This window comes from Stenotrophomonas sp. ZAC14A_NAIMI4_1 (genome assembly GCF_003086915.1).
In the GTDB taxonomy this organism is placed as follows: Bacteria; Pseudomonadota; Gammaproteobacteria; order Xanthomonadales; family Xanthomonadaceae; genus Stenotrophomonas.
In genome coordinates this window covers 1,511,332-1,527,338 of record NZ_CP026002.1, presented here as the reverse complement: position 1 = coordinate 1,527,338, position 16,007 = coordinate 1,511,332, and the positions used below count along the sequence as shown (strand labels likewise).

Sequence of the window (16,007 nt, the reverse complement as noted above, 5' to 3'; positions counted from 1 at the left end):
TTCAGTCGCGGGAAAGCAGCAGATCTACCTGGCCCGACGGGCCGGCAGTGGCGCAGTGGCGAAGGATCTCGCCGTTGTTCAGTTCCTGCAGGGAGCCATCGCCTATCACCAGCAGGCGCAGGCCGAACGCCCGATAGGCATCCAGCGCCTGCAGGGGGTCGATGTGCTCGGCACGCAGCAGCGCCGGGCTGAATTCCACGACGATGCGTATGCCCGGTGATCGCGCGATCACGCCGGCCATGCCACGCAGCACCTGCAGCTCGTACCCCTGCACGTCGATCTTGACGACGTCGGCCTGCAGCTCCGGATACAGGGCATCCAGGCTGATGCAGGGCACCAGCATGTCCACGGCATCGTCTTCCACGCCACGGGTATCGCCCAGGTTGTTGGGCGAGCTGCGCAGCCCGATGACACCGCGTGCTTCACCCAGCGCGCAGGCGTGCACGCGGACCCGGTCACCGTGCGGCCAGACGTTGAGCCGAAGCAGGTCGCTCATCTTCGGCTGCGGTTCGAACGCCAGCGTGCGCAGGGCCGGATAGCGCTGCGACAGCAGGCAGGAGAAGTAGCCCACGTTTGCGCCGATATCGATGAACACACCCTCGGCGCGGTTCCTTGCTGCGTCCAGCAGCACCTTGCCGACCTCGGCGTCCCAGTGCCCGCTGTTGCGGGCATGCTCGCGCATCACCTGGTCTTCCATTGGAAACCACAGGTCACCGGCATCGGTGGAGATCCGTTGAACGCGCCAATCCTGTATGCCTGCCGGCATGCCAGGTGCATTGGTGTCTCTGTACCCACGCTCGGGTGCGTTCATCTTCTGCTCCAGGCTGCAGTCTCCATCAAGCCACGCCCGCAGGCGGGCGCTTACATCGCCAGTGCGTTCTCCAGGTCCACCTGCAGGTCACCCAGGTCTTCCACGCCCACGCTCAGGCGCACCAGTGCATCGCTGATGCCCAGCTGCTCGCGGCGTGCCACCGGGATCGAGGCATGGGTCATCACCGCCGGGTGGTTGACCAGGCTTTCCACGCCACCCAGCGACTCGGCCAGGGTGAACAGTTCGGTCTTCTCGCAGAAGCGCTTGGCCGCGTCGAAACCGCCCTTGAGCACGATCGAGACGATGCCGCCGTAGCCGGACATCTGCTTGCCGGCTAGTTCATGCTGCGGGTGCGAGGGCAGGCCCGGGTAGATCACCTTGTCCACGGCCGGGTGCTTTTCCAGCCACTGGGCCAGGGCCAGCGCATTGGCGCAGTGCGCCTTCATGCGCAGCGGCAAGGTCTTCAGGCCACGCAGGGCCAGGAAGCTGTCGAACGGACCCTGCACGCCACCGACCGAGTTCTGCAGGAAGGCCATCTGCTCGGCCAGCTCGGCATTGTCGCCGGCCACGACCATGCCACCGACCATGTCCGAGTGGCCGTTGAGGTACTTGGTGGCCGAGTGCAGCACCAGGTCCGCGCCCAGCTCCAGCGGACGCTGCAGCATCGGCGAGGCGAAGGTGTTGTCGACGACCACGATCAGGCCATGGCGCTTGGCGATGGCGGCGACCGCGGCGATGTCCACGATCTTCAGCATCGGGTTGGTCGGGGTCTCGATCCAGACCATCTTCGTCTTCGGCGTGATCGCTGCTTCGAAGGCCGCCAGGTCGGTCAGGTCGACGAAGCTGAAATCCAGCGCGGCGGTGCGGCGGCGCACGCGTTCGAACAGGCGGAAGCTGCCGCCATAGATGTCGTCCATCGCCACCACGTGGCTGCCGGCGTCCAGCAGTTCGATCACGGTGGAGCTGGCGGCCATGCCCGAGGCGAAGGCGAAACCACGCGTGCCACCTTCCAGCGACGCAACGCAGCGCTCGTAGGCGAAGCGGGTCGGGTTGTGCGTACGCGAGTACTCGAAGCCCTGGTGTTCACCCGGGCTGGACTGGGCGTAGGTCGAGGTAGCGTAGATCGGCGGCATCACCGCGCCGGTGCTCGGGTCGGGCGACTGGCCGCCATGGATGGCCAGCGTGGCCAGCGCCAGCGCGCGGTCGGGCGAAGAAGGGTTGGACATGTGTCGTTTCCTGATTGGCGCCGACATACGGCGCCGCCAAAGCATCAAAAGTCTATCAGCGCAGTCTTAACGAGCTTTGACGCGGATAAACCGGGAATAAGCAGGGATCAGCGGCGATCTGCCGCTTACTGAACGCGACGGCGCAGGTAGTTCAGCAGGTCGATGCGGGTGATCAGGCCGAGGAAGGCGGCGCCGTCCATGACGATGGCCACCTGGCCGCGGTCGAACACCGGCAGCAGCGCCTCGATCGGCGACTTCACGTCCAGGCGGTCCAGCTTGCTGACCATGGCCGTGGCCACCGGGTCGCGGAAGCGCGCTTCATCGCCGTACACATGCAGCAGCACGTCGCTTTCATCGACGATGCCGACCAGCTGGTCGCCGTCCATCACCGGCAGCTGCGACACGTCGTACAGCTTCATGCGCTGGTAGGCGGTGGTCAGCAGGTCGTTCGGGCCGATCACCACGGTGTCGCGCTGGCCGTACGGGCGCAGGATCAGGTCACGCAGGTCGCCGTGCTGCGGGCGTTCCAGGAAACCGTTGTCCAGCATCCAGTAGTCGTTGTACATCTTCGACAGATACTTGTTGCCGGTGTCGGGCACCAGCACCAGCACCTTCTTCGGCGTGGTCTGTTCCCTGCAGTACTTCAGGCCGGCGGCCAGCAGCGTGCCGGTGGACGAACCACCGAGGATGCCTTCCTTGCCCAGCAGCTCGCGGGCGGTGTGGAAGCTCTCCGCATCGGTGATGGGATACGCCTTCTTGACGCGGCTGAAGTCCGAGATCGACGGCAGGAAGTCCTCGCCGATGCCTTCCACCAGCCAGCTGCCCGACTTGTCGTTCAGGTTGCCGTCGTTGATGTACTCGGCCAGGATCGAGCCGACCGGATCGGCCAGCACCAGCTCGGTCTTCGGCGACAGCTTGGCGAAGGCGCGCGACAGGCCGGTCATGGTGCCCGAGCTGCCGCAGCCGAACACGATGGCGTCGAGGTCGCCGCCCATCTGTTCGAGGATTTCCGGACCGGTGCCGAATTCGTGCGCGGCCGGGTTGTCCGGGTTGCCGAACTGGTTGATGAAGTACGCGCCCGGGGTCTGGTCAGCGATGGTCTTGGCCAGGTCCTGGTAGTACTCCGGGTGGCCCTTGGCCACATCCGAACGGGTCAGGCGCACTTCGGCGCCCATCGCCTTCAGGTTGAAGATCTTTTCGCGGCTCATCTTGTCGGGGACGACAAGGATCAGCTTGTAGCCCTTCTGCTGCGCCACCAGCGCCAGGCCCAGTCCGGTATTGCCGGCGGTGCCTTCAACCAGGGTCGCGCCGGGCTTGAGGTCGCCGCGCTGTTCCGCTGCTTCGATCATCGACAGACCGATGCGGTCCTTGATCGATCCGCCCGGGTTGGCGCTTTCGAGCTTCAGGTAGAGCTCGCAGACGCCGGTATCCAGGCGCTGGGCCTTGACGATGGGGGTCTGGCCGATGAGTTCGAGGACGGAGGAATGGATGGGCATTCGGAAACTTCGGTTCGCGCCACGCAGGGCCGGACAGATGATTATCCGCCGGATAGTCGTGAAAGTCAGGAGTGGAGCGTGCCGACCAACGGTCGGCACCCACCAGGGTACGGTCGGCACCCACCAGCTGAGCCTTTGTAGAGCCGAGCCCATGCTCGGCTGAGCGCCCAAGGGGATGCGGACGGCCCCGGATCGACGAGGAGACCAGTACCGCCCGCATCGGTGGACTGAAGGTATGCGCAGGGTTGCAGGCCGTGCCTGCAGGCCAAGGCACCACCGCCTGTGGTGCCTTGGCGCGGCCGCCGTTGCCGGCAACCGCGGGGCCATCGTTGGCCAGGTCACGCCGTTCCCGGCGCGACCGGAGCGTCAGTGCGTGGGGGACGTCGTTGCGAGCGGTGTTTCGTACATACGCAGAAGGCGTTGCTTGGCCAGCAGCTTCTCGCGCTTCATGCGACCCAGGGTGACATCATCGATCGGGAGTACACCCAGCTCCGCGTCCATGCACTTCTTGTTCAACTTGCGGTGCTGGTCATGGAGTGCCCGGAACTCCGGATCACGCGCGCGACGGGCGTCGATCTCGCTCTGGGGCTGATCTTCAAACATGATGGACCTCCTTCGACAGATACACGAACGCCCCGGCCGCAAGGCACGGGGCGTTGTTCATGGAGGAGCGCCGGTCGATTGCCACATGGGTGCCCACAACGACCTGCGGCACTGGCCTGCGCACGTCGGTCTGCTGCGGTTCGCGCCCTGCTTTCATCGGCCCGGCCCTCCCATCGTCCGGTCCGCGGCATTGCGTCCCGGACGATTGACCCTACGCCTGCTCCGGGCCGGGTACAAGACCCCCGCGACAAAAAGACCGAACCCCGCCGGGGCGGGGTTCAGGCTGAATACTCAACGCAACGAAAAACAAACAGATTCAAGCAATTACGGCGCGACGATGACCTCGGCCGAGCGGGCCTTGGTGGACGCTGCCTTCTTGCCGCTGACCTGGATGCGGCTGCTGGCGACACCGGCCGAAACCAGGGCATCGCGCAGGGCTTCGGCGCGCTTCTGGCCGACGCCACTGGCGCTGTCATAGGCCTCGATGCGGACCCGGCCCTTCTTGCCGATGTTCAGGTACTCGGCCAGCGCCTTGGCCTGGTTCTTCGCACCGCCGGACAGGCTGGCCGCACCGGCGCCGAAGGCGTCGCCGCCCAGGGTGAAGACTTCGCCACGGGCATCGAACTTCGACCCCGGCAGCTTCTGCCCGGACACCAGTTCGGCTTCCTCGCGGGCCAGCTTGGCCGCGTTCTGCTGGGCCGAGCTGAGGCGCTGCTGCTGCTTGCCGGCCACGCTGGTCAGGGCGTTCTCGGCGTCCTGGCGGGCCAGGGTCTCGGCTTCGGCGGCCTGGCGCAGGCGCTCGGCTTCCTCGGCCTGCATCTGCGCCTGCATGCGCAGCTGTTCCGCTTCCTGGCGGGCACGGGCAGCATCGCGGCGGCTGGCTTCGATCAGCAGGTCGCTGCGGGTGCGGTCCAGGCGATCCACCTCGCGGGCGGCCAGGGCGGCGCGCACGCTGGTCTCGGCGATCTCGACCCGGCGTTCGGCCAGGTAGGTGGCCAGTTCCTGGTCACGGCGCTTGGCCTTGTCCAGGGTGGTGATGGCCTGCTGGGCCTGCATGCGTTCGAACGCGGCCAGCTCGGCGGTGTCAGGATTGGCCTGGATGTTCATCAGGCGCTGGGTCAGCTGGCCGACCATCGGGTTGTCGGCGGCGGCGGCCAGGGCCGGCAGCGCCAGCGCGGTGGCCAGGGCCAGGGCGGAGATCGACTTCATCGGCGGTCCTCCCCGGTCGACAGCTGGCGCTGCAGCTGGTTGACCTCGTTGCGGCGCAGCTGCAGCTGGGCGGTGGCGGTGGCTTCCTCGCTGCGGGCACGGGCCAGGTCGGCATCGGCGGCGGCGCGCAGGGCCAGCGCCGGGGCGTTCTTGCGCTCGCGGCGGTCGCCGGCGGCACGCTGGGCCTGCTCCAGGCCCTGGCGGGCCAGACCGATCAGATCGGGGGCGTACTGGTCGGCGTCGGCCTGGGTGGCCTTGTCCACCGCCTGCCGGGCCTGGGCCAGTTCCTGTGCGCCATCCTGCGCCCAGACGGGGGCAGAGAGTGCGAATGCAAACGCCATCACATACAGGCTGTGGCGCATTCGTGCGAAGCTAAGTCGTTTCATTGGGGAGGCCGTACCGGTTGTCGGTTCACGGCCATTGTCGTCAAGCCGACACCGTGCTTGCAACGGGCGTCGGCAGTTTCGTTGGGGAAAATTCGCAATGGATATCGGCTACTTCCTGAAGCTGATGACCGAAAAGAACGCTTCGGACATGTTCTTGACCACCGGTGCGCCGGTCTACATCAAGATCGAGGGCAAGCTGTACCCGCTGGGCAATACCGGCCTGCCGCCGGGAATGGTGAAGAAAATCGCCTATTCGCTGATGGACGAGGGCCAGGTGCCCCAGTTCGAACGCGAGCTGGAACTCAACATGGCCATCGCCCTGGCCGATGCCGGGCGCTTCCGTGTCAACGTGTTCAAGCAGCGGGGCGAGGTCGGCATGGTCATCCGCGCCATCCGCAGCCGGATTCCGAGCATCGAAGAGCTCAACCTGCCGCAGGTGCTGAAGGACGTCATCATGACCCCGCGTGGCCTGGTGCTGGTGGTGGGGTCCACCGGCTCGGGCAAGTCCACCTCGCTGGCGTCGATGATCGACCACCGCAACAGTACGACCACCGGGCACATCCTCACCATCGAGGACCCGATCGAGTACCTGCACAAGCACAAGATGTCGATCGTCAACCAGCGCGAGGTCGGGCTGGACACCCATGCCTTCCACAACGCGCTGAAGAACGCGATGCGCGAGGCGCCGGACGTGATCCTGATCGGCGAGATCCTGGATGCGGAAACGATGGAGGCGGCCATCGCCTTCGCCGAGACCGGCCACCTGTGCCTGGCCACCCTGCACTCCAACAACGCCGACCAGACCATCGAGCGCATCCTCAACTTCTTCCCGGAAAGCGCGCACAAGAACGTGCTGATGAACCTGGCGCTGAACCTGCGTGCGGTGATCAGCCAGCGCCTGGTGAAGAACAAGGAGGGCCGCCGCCTGCCGGCCACCGAGGTGCTGATCAACACGCCGATGATCCGCGACCTGCTGCGCCGCGGCCAGGTGCACGAGATCAAGGCCGCGATGGAGGCCTCGCTGGAAGAAGGCATGGAGAGCTTCGACCAGTGCCTGTTCCGGCTGGCCAAGAACGGGGTGATCGAGCAGGAGGAAGCGCTGCGCGCCGCCGACTCGCGCGACGGCCTGGCCTTGAAGTTCCGCCTGTCCGAAGGCAGCAGCGGCGAGCACGATCCGTACGCGGATTTCTCCTCGCCGACCCAGGCCAGCATCACCCACGGCTTCTGAGCCGCCCGGACGCCGGGCATGGCCCGGCGCTACCGGTATGACCGGGCCATGCCTGTTGCCCAGGTGCCACAGGGCCATGCACGTTCCCCAAGGTAGCGCCGGGCCATGCCCGGCGGAATCCTGAAGGGTTAAGGGGCCGTCTCATCCAATGAGACCCGCTGTCCGTAGGTTTCCTCAATGGAAACCATCCGCAAGCTGGCCATCCTGGCCGACGCCGCCAAGTACGACGCTTCCTGCGCCTCCAGCGGCGCGGGCAAGCGGGATTCGCGCGCCAGCGGCGGCATCGGCAGCACCGAAGGCATGGGCATCTGCCACAGCTACACGCCCGATGGCCGTTGTGTGTCGCTGCTGAAGATCCTGCTGACCAACTTCTGCATCTACGACTGCGCCTACTGCGTGAACCGCGTGTCCAGCAACGTGCCGCGGGCGCGCTTCAGCGTGGACGAAGTGGTCGCGCTGACCCTGGACTTCTACAAGCGCAACTACATCGAGGGCCTGTTCCTTTCCAGCGGCATCATCCGCAATGCCGACTACACCATGGAACAGATGGTGGAAGTGGCGCGGCAGCTGCGCGAGGAACACCGCTACGCCGGTTACATCCACCTCAAGACCATTCCCGAGGCCTCGCCCGAGCTGCTGGCCAGTGCCGGGCGCTATGCCGACCGGCTGTCGATCAACGTGGAACTGCCGACCGAGGCCGGCCTGAGCGCGCTGGCACCGGAAAAGACCGTGCAGTCGATCCGTGGCGCGATGGGCGAGCTGCGCTGGCGCATCGAGGAGGCCAAGGAGGCACGCAAGGCGCCGGCCGTAGTCGCGCCGCTGGCCACCCGCAGCGCGCGCCCTCGCCCGCCGCGCTTCGCCCCGGCCGGGCAGAGCACGCAGATGATCGTCGGCGCCGACGGGGCCAACGACCAGCAGATCCTGGCCAGCGCCGATGCCCTGTATGGCAACTACCGCATGCGCCGGGTCTACTACTCGGCCTTCAGCCCCATTCCCGATGCCAGCCGCCAGCTGCCCCTGCAGCCGCCACCGCTGCAGCGCGAGCACCGCCTGTACCAGGCCGACTGGCTGCTGCGTTTCTACGGTTATGGCGTGGAGGAGATCACCGACACCACCCAGGACGGCATGCTGGACCTGGACATCGACCCGAAGATGGCCTGGGCGATCCGCCACCCCGAGCGCTTCCCGGTGGACCTGAACCGCGCGCCGAAGGAACTGCTGCTGCGCGTGCCCGGGCTGGGCGTGCGCAACGTGAAGCGGGTACTGATGGCCCGGCGGCATGGCCGCCTGCGGGTGGCCGACGTGGCCCGGCTGAAGGCACCGATGAGCAAGCTGCTGCCGTTCGTGCTGCTGGCCGACCACCATCCGCGCAAGGCACTGGATGATCCGGCGGCGTTGCGCGCGCAGCTGGCCCCGCCACCGCGCCAGGGCTCGTTGTTCGATGCACCGCCCGCCGCCTGACGCGCAGCGCTGGTCACTGCGGGTGGACCCGCCGTGGTCGCTGGAGGCCTGGCGCGAGGCCGCGCGCGAGGCCCTGCTGCGCGGCGTGGCACCGGCGCAGCTGGACTGGCTGGAAGGCAGCGAGGCCTCGCTGCTGGACGCCCCTTCCGTGCAGAGCGCCGCCCTGCCCGCCGACGCCAGCGCGCCCAGCGTGCCACGCGACTTCATGGAGCTGGCGGCGACCTGCCTGTGCCACCGCGAGCCGCAGCGCCTGGCCCTGCTGTACCGGCTGCTGTGGCGCATCGCCCATGGCGAACGCAGCGTGCTGTCCAATCCAGCCGATGCCGACGTGCTGCGGGCAATGGCCCTGGCCCAGGCGGTGCGCCGCGACACCCACAAGATGAAGGCCTTCGTGCGCTTCCGCGAGGTGCCCGGCCAGGCTGATGCCTTCATTGCCTGGTTCGAGCCGGACCACAACATCGTCGAGCGGGTCGCGCCGTTCTTCGCGCGCCGCTTCGCTGGCATGCGCTGGGCCATCCTCACCCCCGGCCGCAGCGTGCACTGGGATGGCCAGGCGCTGGCGTTCGGGCCCGGCGCCCGCCGCGAAGATGCGCCGGCCGAGGATGCGCGCGAATCGCTGTGGCAGACCTACTACGCCAGCATCTTCAACCCGGCCCGGTTGAACACCCGGATGATGCTGCAGGAGATGCCAGCGCGGTACTGGCGGCACCTGCCGGAAGCACGGCTGCTGCCCGGGCTGGTGCGCGACGCCGCCGATCGCGTGCAGGAAATGCACGACCGGCCCGCGCAGGCACCGCAGCGGAAGATTCCGCAGCGGCCGGCGCTGGCACCGCCTGCCTCCAGCGCCGACAGCCTGGAGGCGCTGCGCGCCCAGGCCGCTGGCTGCCGGCAGTGCCCGCTGTGGGAGTCGGCCACCCAGGTGGTGTTCGGCCAGGGCCCGGCAGATGCGCGGGTGATGGTGATCGGCGAGCAACCCGGCGATACCGAGGACCTGTGTGGCCGGCCCTTTGCCGGGCCGGCCGGCCAGCTGCTGGACCGTGCCCTGGCCGAACTCGGCATCGACCGCGCCACGCTGTACCTGACCAATGCGGTCAAGCATTTCCACCACGAGCGGCGCGGCAAGGTCCGCCTGCACAAGCGGCCGGAAAGCCGCCATGTGCGCGCCTGCCAACCGTGGCTGCTGGGCGAGATCGCGCGGGTGCGGCCGCAGCTCATCGTCTGCCTGGGCGCCACCGCCGCCGCGTCGGTGTTCGGCGCGGGTTTCCAACTGTCGCGCGACCGTGGGCGCTGGCACACGCTGGAAGACGGCACCCGGGGCTACGCCACCGTGCACCCGGCGTGGGTACTGCGGCAGGGCGATGACGTGCGGCGCGAAGAGGCCTACCGGCTGTTCCGCGATGACCTGCGCCGTGTGCGGGCCGACGACGCGGAATCCGCCGGGAATGGCCCGGCGCTGCCACCGTCGTCCGACCGGTAGCGCCGGGCCACGCCCGGCGAGCGATGCGGCATGTCAGCCTGCGTCGGGCTGGTTTTCCGGGCGGGCGCGGTCGAAGGCATCCAGTGCCAGGCAGGCGGCCTCGATGCGGCGCAGGGTCGGGTACGGGGCCAGGTCCAGACCGAAGCGGTGCGCGTTGTACAGCTGCGGCAGCAGGCAGATGTCGGCCAGGCCGGGGCGGTCGCCGTGGCAGAACACGCCGGTATCCGCGCTGCCCGCCAGCATCGACTCCATCGCCGCAAAGCCGTCGGCCATCCAGTGCAGGGTCCACTGCGTGCGTGCGTCGGCCGGTGCTTCCAGGCGGCGTTCGAGGTACTGCATCACCCGCAGGTTGTTGATCGGATGGATGTCGCAGGCCACCAGCTGGGCCAGTGCCCGCACCCGCGCGCGGCCGACCGCATCGGCCGGCAGCAGCGGCACCTGCGGGAAGCGCTCGTCGAGGTACTCGAGGATCGCCAGCGACTGGGTGAACGTGTGTCCCTCATGCAGCAGCGCCGGCACCAGCTGCTGCGGGTTGAGCGCGGCATAGGCGTCGGCATGCTGCTCGCCACCGTCGCGCACCAGGTGCACCGGCCGGCCCTCCCAGGCCAGGCCTTTCAGGAACAGGCCGATGCGCACGCGGTAGGCGGCGCTGGATCGCCAGTAGGTGTACAGCACGAGGCCGTCGTCAACCAGGATGTCCATCGCCGCCTCCATGCTCAGGGCCGGGCCGCCTGTTCGATGCGCTGCTCGATCGCACCGAAGATGCTGTTGCCGGCGGCGTCGAGCATCTCGATGCGCACCACGTCACCGAAGGACATGAAGGGCGTGCTCGGCTTGCCGTCGCGCAGGGTTTCCACGGTGCGCTGCTCGGCGAAGCAGGAGGCACCCCTGCTGGTGTCCTCGTTGGCGATGGTGCCCGAGCCGACGATGGTGCCGGCGCCCAGCGGACGGGTTTTCGCCGCATGCGCGACCAGCTGGGCGAAGTTGAACTGCATGTCCACGCCCGCTTCCGGCGCACCGAACCACTGGCCATTGATGTGGGTCAGCAGCGGCAGGTGCACCTTGCTGTCCTGCCAGGCGGTGCCCAGCTCATCGGGGGTGACGAACACCGGCGACAAGGCCGAGCGCGGCTTGGACTGCAGGAAACCGAAGCCCTTGGCCAGTTCGCCGGGGATCAGGTTGCGCAGCGAGACGTCGTTGACCAGGCCGACCAGCTGGATGTGGCCAGCGGCCTGTTCCGGGGTGGCGGCCATCGGCACGTCGTCGGTGATGACCACGATCTCGGCTTCCAGGTCGATGCCGTACTCCTCGCTGACGACCTTGACCGCATCGCGCGGGCCATAGAAGCCGGCGCTGGTGGCCTGGTACATCAGCGGATCGGTGTAGAAGCTTTCCGGCACCTCGGCGCCACGGGCGCGGCGCACGCGCTCGACGTGCGGCAGGTAGGCGCTGCCATCAACGAATTCGTAGGCACGCGGCATCGGCGCGGCCAGCGCCTGCGGGTCGAGGTCGAAGACGCCATCGGCGTCGCCGGCGTTCAGCGATTCGTACAGGGCGTTCAGGCGCGGGGCGATGTGGCTCCAGTCCTCCAGGGCCTGCTGCAGGGTGGCGGCAATGCCGGTGGCGCGCACGCCGTGGCGCAGGTCACGCGAGACGACGATCAGGGTGCCGTCGCGGCCGCCTTCCTTCAAAGAACCAAGCTTCATGGGTGGGTGTCCGGAGTCGTGGGCAAACAAGTTTCAAGTGTAATCAAATGCACGGTGTAGCCAAGCTGCAGCGCGGCATCGGCCCACCCTACCGTAGTGGGGGGTTCGGCAGGGCTTGCAGCCCTGCACCTGCTTCAAGCCACGTCCAAGTCAAAAGCCAGAGCGGCATTCCGAGGGATGGCGGGGCGGTGTGGGTGGGCAGGACACGCCGTAAACCCATCCATGGGGGCTCGATGGCGCCATCCATGGCGCCAACGGTCCTGCCCACCCACACCGCCCCACCCCCGACAGATCCCTGCGGCGGCTGTTGGTGGGTGCCGACCGTTGGTCGGCACATCTGTCAGATCTCGAAATTCTTCTGGGGTCAGAGCCCGTTGCGAAGCAACGGGATCCGACCCCGAGCTCTGACAGATCGCGGAGAACTGTCGAAGGCGGGGTGGGTCCGGTTGAGGGGGTGTGAGCGCCATGGATGGCGCGACCAAGCCCCCATGGATGGGTTTACGGCGTCCCCCTCAACCGGACCCACCCCGCCAACCCTCAGGAAGCCAGCTTTTGCCGTTGCTCCGGCCGTTGACGTTGATCTGAGGCGGGTGCAGGGCTGCAAGCCCTGCAGATACCCTCCCCCCTTCCTGAACAGGGGTTTTTGCGTGGAGTCTTGAAGATCGTTTAGACTTGCGGGGTCTGCAGCGGCCGTCCGTTTCCCTCCGGGATCGCCGGCGACCTGGGTCCGCCCTGTTCGCCCGCCCCCACTCCGACGCCGTTCGTCACGCATTCCAGCCTGCGCTCCGTGCCGGCTGCACCCAATTCTCGCAGCGCGGTTCACGGGAACGCTCCGAGTCAGCCGATCAGTTTGATCTGCCCCCGTCTGTCCGTTCGGACAGGCGTTTCTTGTACTTGGAGCAATCTCAATGTCTTTTGAATCCCTGGGCCTCGCGCCTTTCCTGCTGCGCGCGCTCGCCGAGCAGGGCTACGAAAACCCGACCCCGATCCAGCAGCAGGCGATCCCGCTGGCGCTGGCCGGTCGCGACCTGCTGGCCGGCGCGCAGACCGGTACCGGCAAGACCGCCGCCTTCGGCCTGCCGCTGCTGCAGCACCTGGGCACCGCCTCGCAGGAAGTCCGCACCGGCCCGCGCAAGCCGCGTGCGCTGATCCTGGCCCCGACCCGCGAACTGGCCACCCAGGTGCATGACAGCCTGCGCGGCTACAGCAAGTACCTGCGCATCCCCAGCGCCTGCATCTACGGCGGCGTCGGCATGGGCAACCAGCTGGACATCCTGCGCCGTGGCGTGGACCTGCTGGTCGCCTGCCCGGGCCGCCTGATCGATCACCTGGAGCGTCGCAGCGTCGACCTGTCGGGCATCGAAGTGCTGATCCTGGACGAAGCCGACCGCATGCTCGACATGGGCTTCCTGCCGTCGATCAAGCGCATCCTCGCCAAGCTGCCGAAGCAGAACCGCCAGACCCTGCTGTTCTCGGCCACCTTCGAGGACAACATCCGCCAGCTCGCGCTGGAGTTCATGCGCAACCCGGAACAGATCCAGGTGACGCCGAAGAACACCGTGGCCGAAACCATCACCCACCGCGTGCACCCGGTCGATGGCGCCCGCAAGCGTGACCTGCTGCTGCACCTGCTGGCGCAGGACAGCCGCGAGCAGACCCTGGTCTTCGCGCGTACCAAGCACGGCAGCGACAAGCTGGCCACGTTCCTGGAAAAGTCCGGCATCAAGACCGCGGCGATCCACGGCAACAAGAGCCAGGGCCAGCGCCTGCGTGCCCTGGGTGACTTCAAGGCCGGTCGCGTGACCGTGCTGGTGGCCACCGACATCGCCGCGCGTGGCATCGACATCAACGAACTGCCGAAGGTGATCAACTTCGATCTGCCGATGGTGGCCGAGGATTACGTGCACCGCATCGGCCGTACCGGCCGCAACGGTTCCACCGGCCAGGCGATTTCGCTGGTGGCGCAGGATGAAGTGAAGCTGCTGCGCGCGATCACCCGCCTGCTGGGCCGCGACATGGACATCCGCGACGTGCCGGGCTTCGAGCTGCAGACGCCGATCCGCTGGGGCAACAGTGCACCGGGCAAGGCCGAGCACGATACCGGCGAGCGCGCACCGCGCAAGAGCCACGCACGCCGTCCGCACGGTGATGCGCCGCGCCACGCGCACGCAGGCCCGAAGAAGGCCGGCGGCGGCCGTCGCGAGGGCGGTGGCAATGGCCAGCAGCGCGCCGGTGCGGGCGCCGGCCAGGGCCAGCGTCGTGGCGGTGGCGGCAATGGTGGCGGCCGTGGCCGCAGCCAGGGCGGCAACGGCGGCGGTCGCGCGGGCTGATTGCCCACGCCTGCAATACACGAAGGGACGCCGCGCAAGCTGCGTCCCTTTTTTGTTGGCGCAGGCCGCGGCGCGCTTGCTGAATGATTGGATACCCGCCGCGCCATCGGCGGCGCAGAACGTTCACGGCGCGTGAAATATGGATAGACTCGGCCAGCGACACGACGTCGCAGCCGGGGCGCGTCCCTGCATGTCCCGGTCTGGATCGCTGCATGACAAGGACCCGCATGATGCGCAAGATTTTCCTGGCCTCGACGTTGCTGCTCGCCGCTCCGCTGACCGCCCTTGCCGACGACGGCATGAGCTACACCTACGTGGAAGGCGGCTGGAACCAGCTGCAGATGAACTCCAGCATCCTCAACGACCCGAAGGCCAATGGCGGCTACGTGCGAGGTTCCTTCGCCATTGCCGAACAGGTCAACGTGTTCGGTGGCTGGTCGCGCGTGAGCGACACCACCCGTTACGCCTTCTCCAGCGTCAAGACCACGCTTGAGCAGCCCCACCTGGGTATCGGCTACCACATGCCGATGAGCGAGCGCGTGGACTTCACCGCCGACATCGCGTGGAACCGTCGCACGGGCAAGGGCGAAATCCATTCCGATGGCCTGACCTACTCCACCAGGACCTCCGTCAACACCGCCGTGGGCAACTTCGGCGTGCGTGGCAAGCCTTCGGCAAAGACCGAGGCGTGGCTCAAGGCCGGCTACATGGACGGCAGCGACCACTTCAAAGGCACCTGGACCGGCACCGTCGGTGGCCAGGTCAGCTTCAACCGCACCTGGGGCGTGGTTGCCGAAGGCCAGTTCTACGATGACTTCGCCGAGTACCGCGTCGGCGTCCGCGCCAGCTTCTGATTGAAGCCTGCGTTTTCCAGGCACCTGCACGACCCCGTACTGCGGTACGGGGTTGCGCGGCCCTGCACCCCTCGCACCCCATAAGGACTTGAACGATGCGCAAGATGCTCCTGGCAACCGGCCTGCTGCTTGCAACGCCACTGCTGGCCTCGGCCAGCGACGAGCTCAGCTACACGTACGTGGAGGGCGGCTGGAACCGGCTGCAGCTGGACGCCGGCAGCGCCGGTGACATCACGGCCGATGGTGGCTACGTGCGGGGTTCGTTCGCGGTCGCGCCGCAGTTCCACGTGATCGTCGGCGCTTCGCGGGTCAGCGGAAGCGAGCACGCGGGCGCTGCGCGGGTGAAGACCACGCTCGACGTTCCGTACCTGGGCGTGGGATACCACGCGCCGATCAGCGACGGCCTGGACTTCACCAGCGAGTTCGCCTGGAACCACCGTTCGGCGAAGTCGGACTACCGCCTCGACGACGCGCGATTCCGCGAGACCTCCCGGTTCAACGAGGTGCTGGGCATGGTGGGTGTGCGCAACCGGTTCACCGAGACGCTCGAAGGCTGGCTGAAAGGCGGTTACGCCAACGGCGGCGATGGGCAGGACGCGCGCTGGTATGGCGTGGTGGGCGGGCAGGTGAGCTTCACCGATACCTGGGGCGTTGTACTGGAAGGCCAGTTCGACAAGGACGTATCCGAGTACAGGGTGGGCGTGCGCGCCAGCTTCTAACGGTTGTTCCCGCTGCGCGGGGGTGGTTACCGAGGGACGGCGCTGAGGCGCCGTCTTTTTTTTGGGGCTACCTGGGTGGCTTGAGAGCCTGCGGTGGGTTGTGCGTGGGGCGGATCGGGGCGGGGGGAGCGCGAAACACGCCGTGAACCCATCCATGGGGGCTCGTAGGCGCCATCCATGGCGCCTGCGGTTTCGCGCTCCCCCCGCCCCGATCCGCTTCAGACATTTCCAGCGCCTTCTTTTCCCGCGGGGTAGCTGGAAGAAGAAGAATCAAATTCAAATTCAAGAGCAAAAGCCGGAGCCGCTGCTTTTGCTTTTGCTTTTGTTTTTGCTTTTGCTTTTGCCCCCGCCCTGGGTTTGATGCGTCCGCGCCCGCAGGAAACCGTCGAGGGGAGGCCGGGCGGGCTGCGCAGGACCGTTGGCGCCATGGATGGCGCCATCGAGCCCCCAAGGATGGGTTTACGGCGTGTCCTGCGCAGCCCGCCCGGCCTCCCCCACACG

Annotated in this window: 15 protein-coding genes; 6 read left to right on the top strand and 9 right to left on the bottom strand. The window is 67.5% G+C overall.

The genetic code is table 11. The features are described from left to right. Window position 1: 1 nt before the first annotated feature. From C1926_RS07090 to C1926_RS07065, 6 genes are all read right to left on the bottom strand, one after another. Window positions 2-682, bottom strand: a complete 681-nt coding sequence (locus C1926_RS07090; RefSeq protein WP_254057378.1) for an FkbM family methyltransferase — start codon at window positions 680-682, stop codon at window positions 2-4. 179 nt (window positions 683-861) lie between these two features. Next, window positions 862-2,037, bottom strand: coding sequence for a cystathionine gamma-synthase (locus C1926_RS07085; RefSeq protein ID WP_079220529.1), 1,176 nt, complete (start codon window positions 2,035-2,037; stop codon window positions 862-864). A gap of 125 nt (window positions 2,038-2,162) precedes the next feature. After that, window positions 2,163-3,533 (bottom strand): pyridoxal-phosphate dependent enzyme, encoded by a 1,371-nt coding sequence (locus C1926_RS07080; protein ID WP_079220528.1) that lies wholly within the window; start codon window positions 3,531-3,533, stop codon window positions 2,163-2,165. 366 nt (window positions 3,534-3,899) lie between these two features. After that, window positions 3,900-4,136, bottom strand: coding sequence for a YdcH family protein (locus C1926_RS07075; protein ID WP_079220527.1), 237 nt, complete (start codon window positions 4,134-4,136; stop codon window positions 3,900-3,902). 324 nt (window positions 4,137-4,460) lie between these two features. Next, window positions 4,461-5,345 (bottom strand): OmpA family protein, encoded by an 885-nt coding sequence (locus C1926_RS07070; RefSeq protein WP_108758717.1) that lies wholly within the window; start codon window positions 5,343-5,345, stop codon window positions 4,461-4,463. Further along, window positions 5,342-5,707, bottom strand: coding sequence for a DUF4398 domain-containing protein (locus C1926_RS07065; RefSeq protein ID WP_079220525.1), 366 nt, complete (start codon window positions 5,705-5,707; stop codon window positions 5,342-5,344). The genes C1926_RS07070 and C1926_RS07065 overlap by 4 nt, the downstream gene beginning before the upstream one ends. Window positions 5,708-5,828: 121 nt before the next feature. On the opposite strand from C1926_RS07065, the gene C1926_RS07060 reads away from it, so the two are divergent. The 3 genes from C1926_RS07060 to C1926_RS07050 all read left to right on the top strand — a co-directional run bounded on the left by C1926_RS07060 (window position 5,829) and on the right by C1926_RS07050 (window position 9,897). After that, window positions 5,829-6,959, top strand: a complete 1,131-nt coding sequence (locus C1926_RS07060; protein ID WP_079220524.1) for a PilT/PilU family type 4a pilus ATPase — start codon at window positions 5,829-5,831, stop codon at window positions 6,957-6,959. A 177-nt stretch (window positions 6,960-7,136) separates the two neighbouring features. Beyond that, window positions 7,137-8,420 carry a putative DNA modification/repair radical SAM protein gene (locus C1926_RS07055; protein ID WP_108758716.1) on the top strand — a complete coding sequence of 428 codons (1,284 nt, stop codon included), beginning with the start codon at window positions 7,137-7,139 and terminating at the stop codon, window positions 8,418-8,420. After that, complete coding sequence (locus C1926_RS07050; protein ID WP_108758715.1) at window positions 8,401-9,897, top strand: UdgX family uracil-DNA binding protein; 1,497 nt, start codon at window positions 8,401-8,403, stop codon at window positions 9,895-9,897. Before C1926_RS07055 ends, C1926_RS07050 begins: the two co-directional genes overlap by 20 nt. A 33-nt stretch (window positions 9,898-9,930) precedes the next feature. Here the strand turns inward: C1926_RS07050 and maiA are convergent, their stop codons facing one another. Together maiA and C1926_RS07040 are read right to left on the bottom strand one after the other, a co-directional pair. Next, the gene (gene maiA, locus C1926_RS07045; RefSeq protein ID WP_108758714.1) at window positions 9,931-10,599 is read right to left on the bottom strand and encodes a maleylacetoacetate isomerase; all 669 of its coding nucleotides are present in this window, start codon (window positions 10,597-10,599) and stop codon (window positions 9,931-9,933) included. A 14-nt stretch (window positions 10,600-10,613) separates the two neighbouring features. Beyond that, on the bottom strand, window positions 10,614-11,603 hold the full coding sequence (locus C1926_RS07040) for a fumarylacetoacetate hydrolase family protein (RefSeq protein ID WP_108758713.1): 990 nt from the start codon (window positions 11,601-11,603) through the stop codon (window positions 10,614-10,616). 908 nt (window positions 11,604-12,511) lie between these two features. Between C1926_RS07040 and C1926_RS07030 the strand changes: the two genes are divergently transcribed. The 3 genes from C1926_RS07030 (at window position 12,512) to C1926_RS07020 (ending at window position 15,506) form a co-directional block, all read left to right on the top strand. After that, complete coding sequence (locus C1926_RS07030; protein ID WP_108758712.1) at window positions 12,512-13,933, top strand: DEAD/DEAH box helicase; 1,422 nt, start codon at window positions 12,512-12,514, stop codon at window positions 13,931-13,933. Window positions 13,934-14,163: 230 nt separating this feature from the next. Continuing rightward, window positions 14,164-14,787, top strand: coding sequence for a hypothetical protein (locus C1926_RS07025; RefSeq protein WP_108760641.1), 624 nt, complete (start codon window positions 14,164-14,166; stop codon window positions 14,785-14,787). A gap of 95 nt (window positions 14,788-14,882) precedes the next feature. After that, entirely contained in the window at window positions 14,883-15,506 is a 624-nt protein-coding gene (locus C1926_RS07020) for a hypothetical protein (RefSeq protein ID WP_079220519.1), read from the top strand. A 218-nt stretch (window positions 15,507-15,724) separates the two neighbouring features. Here C1926_RS07020 and C1926_RS21435 read toward each other — a convergent pair whose 3' ends face one another. Further along, complete coding sequence (locus C1926_RS21435; RefSeq protein ID WP_159095044.1) at window positions 15,725-15,934, bottom strand: hypothetical protein; 210 nt, start codon at window positions 15,932-15,934, stop codon at window positions 15,725-15,727. Window positions 15,935-16,007 lie beyond the last annotated feature (73 nt).

Coding starts and splice junctions, on each gene's coding strand:
- C1926_RS07090 (WP_254057378.1), bottom strand. CDS start 682: ATGCGCGAGCATGCCCGCAACAGCGGGCACTGGGACGCCGAGGTCGGC.
- C1926_RS07085 (WP_079220529.1), bottom strand. CDS start 2,037: ATGTCCAACCCTTCTTCGCCCGACCGCGCGCTGGCGCTGGCCACGCTG.
- C1926_RS07080 (WP_079220528.1), bottom strand. CDS start 3,533: ATGCCCATCCATTCCTCCGTCCTCGAACTCATCGGCCAGACCCCCATC.
- C1926_RS07075 (WP_079220527.1), bottom strand. CDS start 4,136: ATGTTTGAAGATCAGCCCCAGAGCGAGATCGACGCCCGTCGCGCGCGT.
- C1926_RS07070 (WP_108758717.1), bottom strand. CDS start 5,345: ATGAAGTCGATCTCCGCCCTGGCCCTGGCCACCGCGCTGGCGCTGCCG.
- C1926_RS07065 (WP_079220525.1), bottom strand. CDS start 5,707: ATGCGCCACAGCCTGTATGTGATGGCGTTTGCATTCGCACTCTCTGCC.
- C1926_RS07060 (WP_079220524.1), top strand. CDS start 5,829: ATGGATATCGGCTACTTCCTGAAGCTGATGACCGAAAAGAACGCTTCG.
- C1926_RS07055 (WP_108758716.1), top strand. CDS start 7,137: ATGGAAACCATCCGCAAGCTGGCCATCCTGGCCGACGCCGCCAAGTAC.
- C1926_RS07050 (WP_108758715.1), top strand. CDS start 8,401: ATGCACCGCCCGCCGCCTGACGCGCAGCGCTGGTCACTGCGGGTGGAC.
- maiA (WP_108758714.1), bottom strand. CDS start 10,599: ATGGACATCCTGGTTGACGACGGCCTCGTGCTGTACACCTACTGGCGA.
- C1926_RS07040 (WP_108758713.1), bottom strand. CDS start 11,603: ATGAAGCTTGGTTCTTTGAAGGAAGGCGGCCGCGACGGCACCCTGATC.
- C1926_RS07030 (WP_108758712.1), top strand. CDS start 12,512: ATGTCTTTTGAATCCCTGGGCCTCGCGCCTTTCCTGCTGCGCGCGCTC.
- C1926_RS07025 (WP_108760641.1), top strand. CDS start 14,164: ATGCGCAAGATTTTCCTGGCCTCGACGTTGCTGCTCGCCGCTCCGCTG.
- C1926_RS07020 (WP_079220519.1), top strand. CDS start 14,883: ATGCGCAAGATGCTCCTGGCAACCGGCCTGCTGCTTGCAACGCCACTG.
- C1926_RS21435 (WP_159095044.1), bottom strand. CDS start 15,934: ATGGCGCCAACGGTCCTGCGCAGCCCGCCCGGCCTCCCCTCGACGGTT.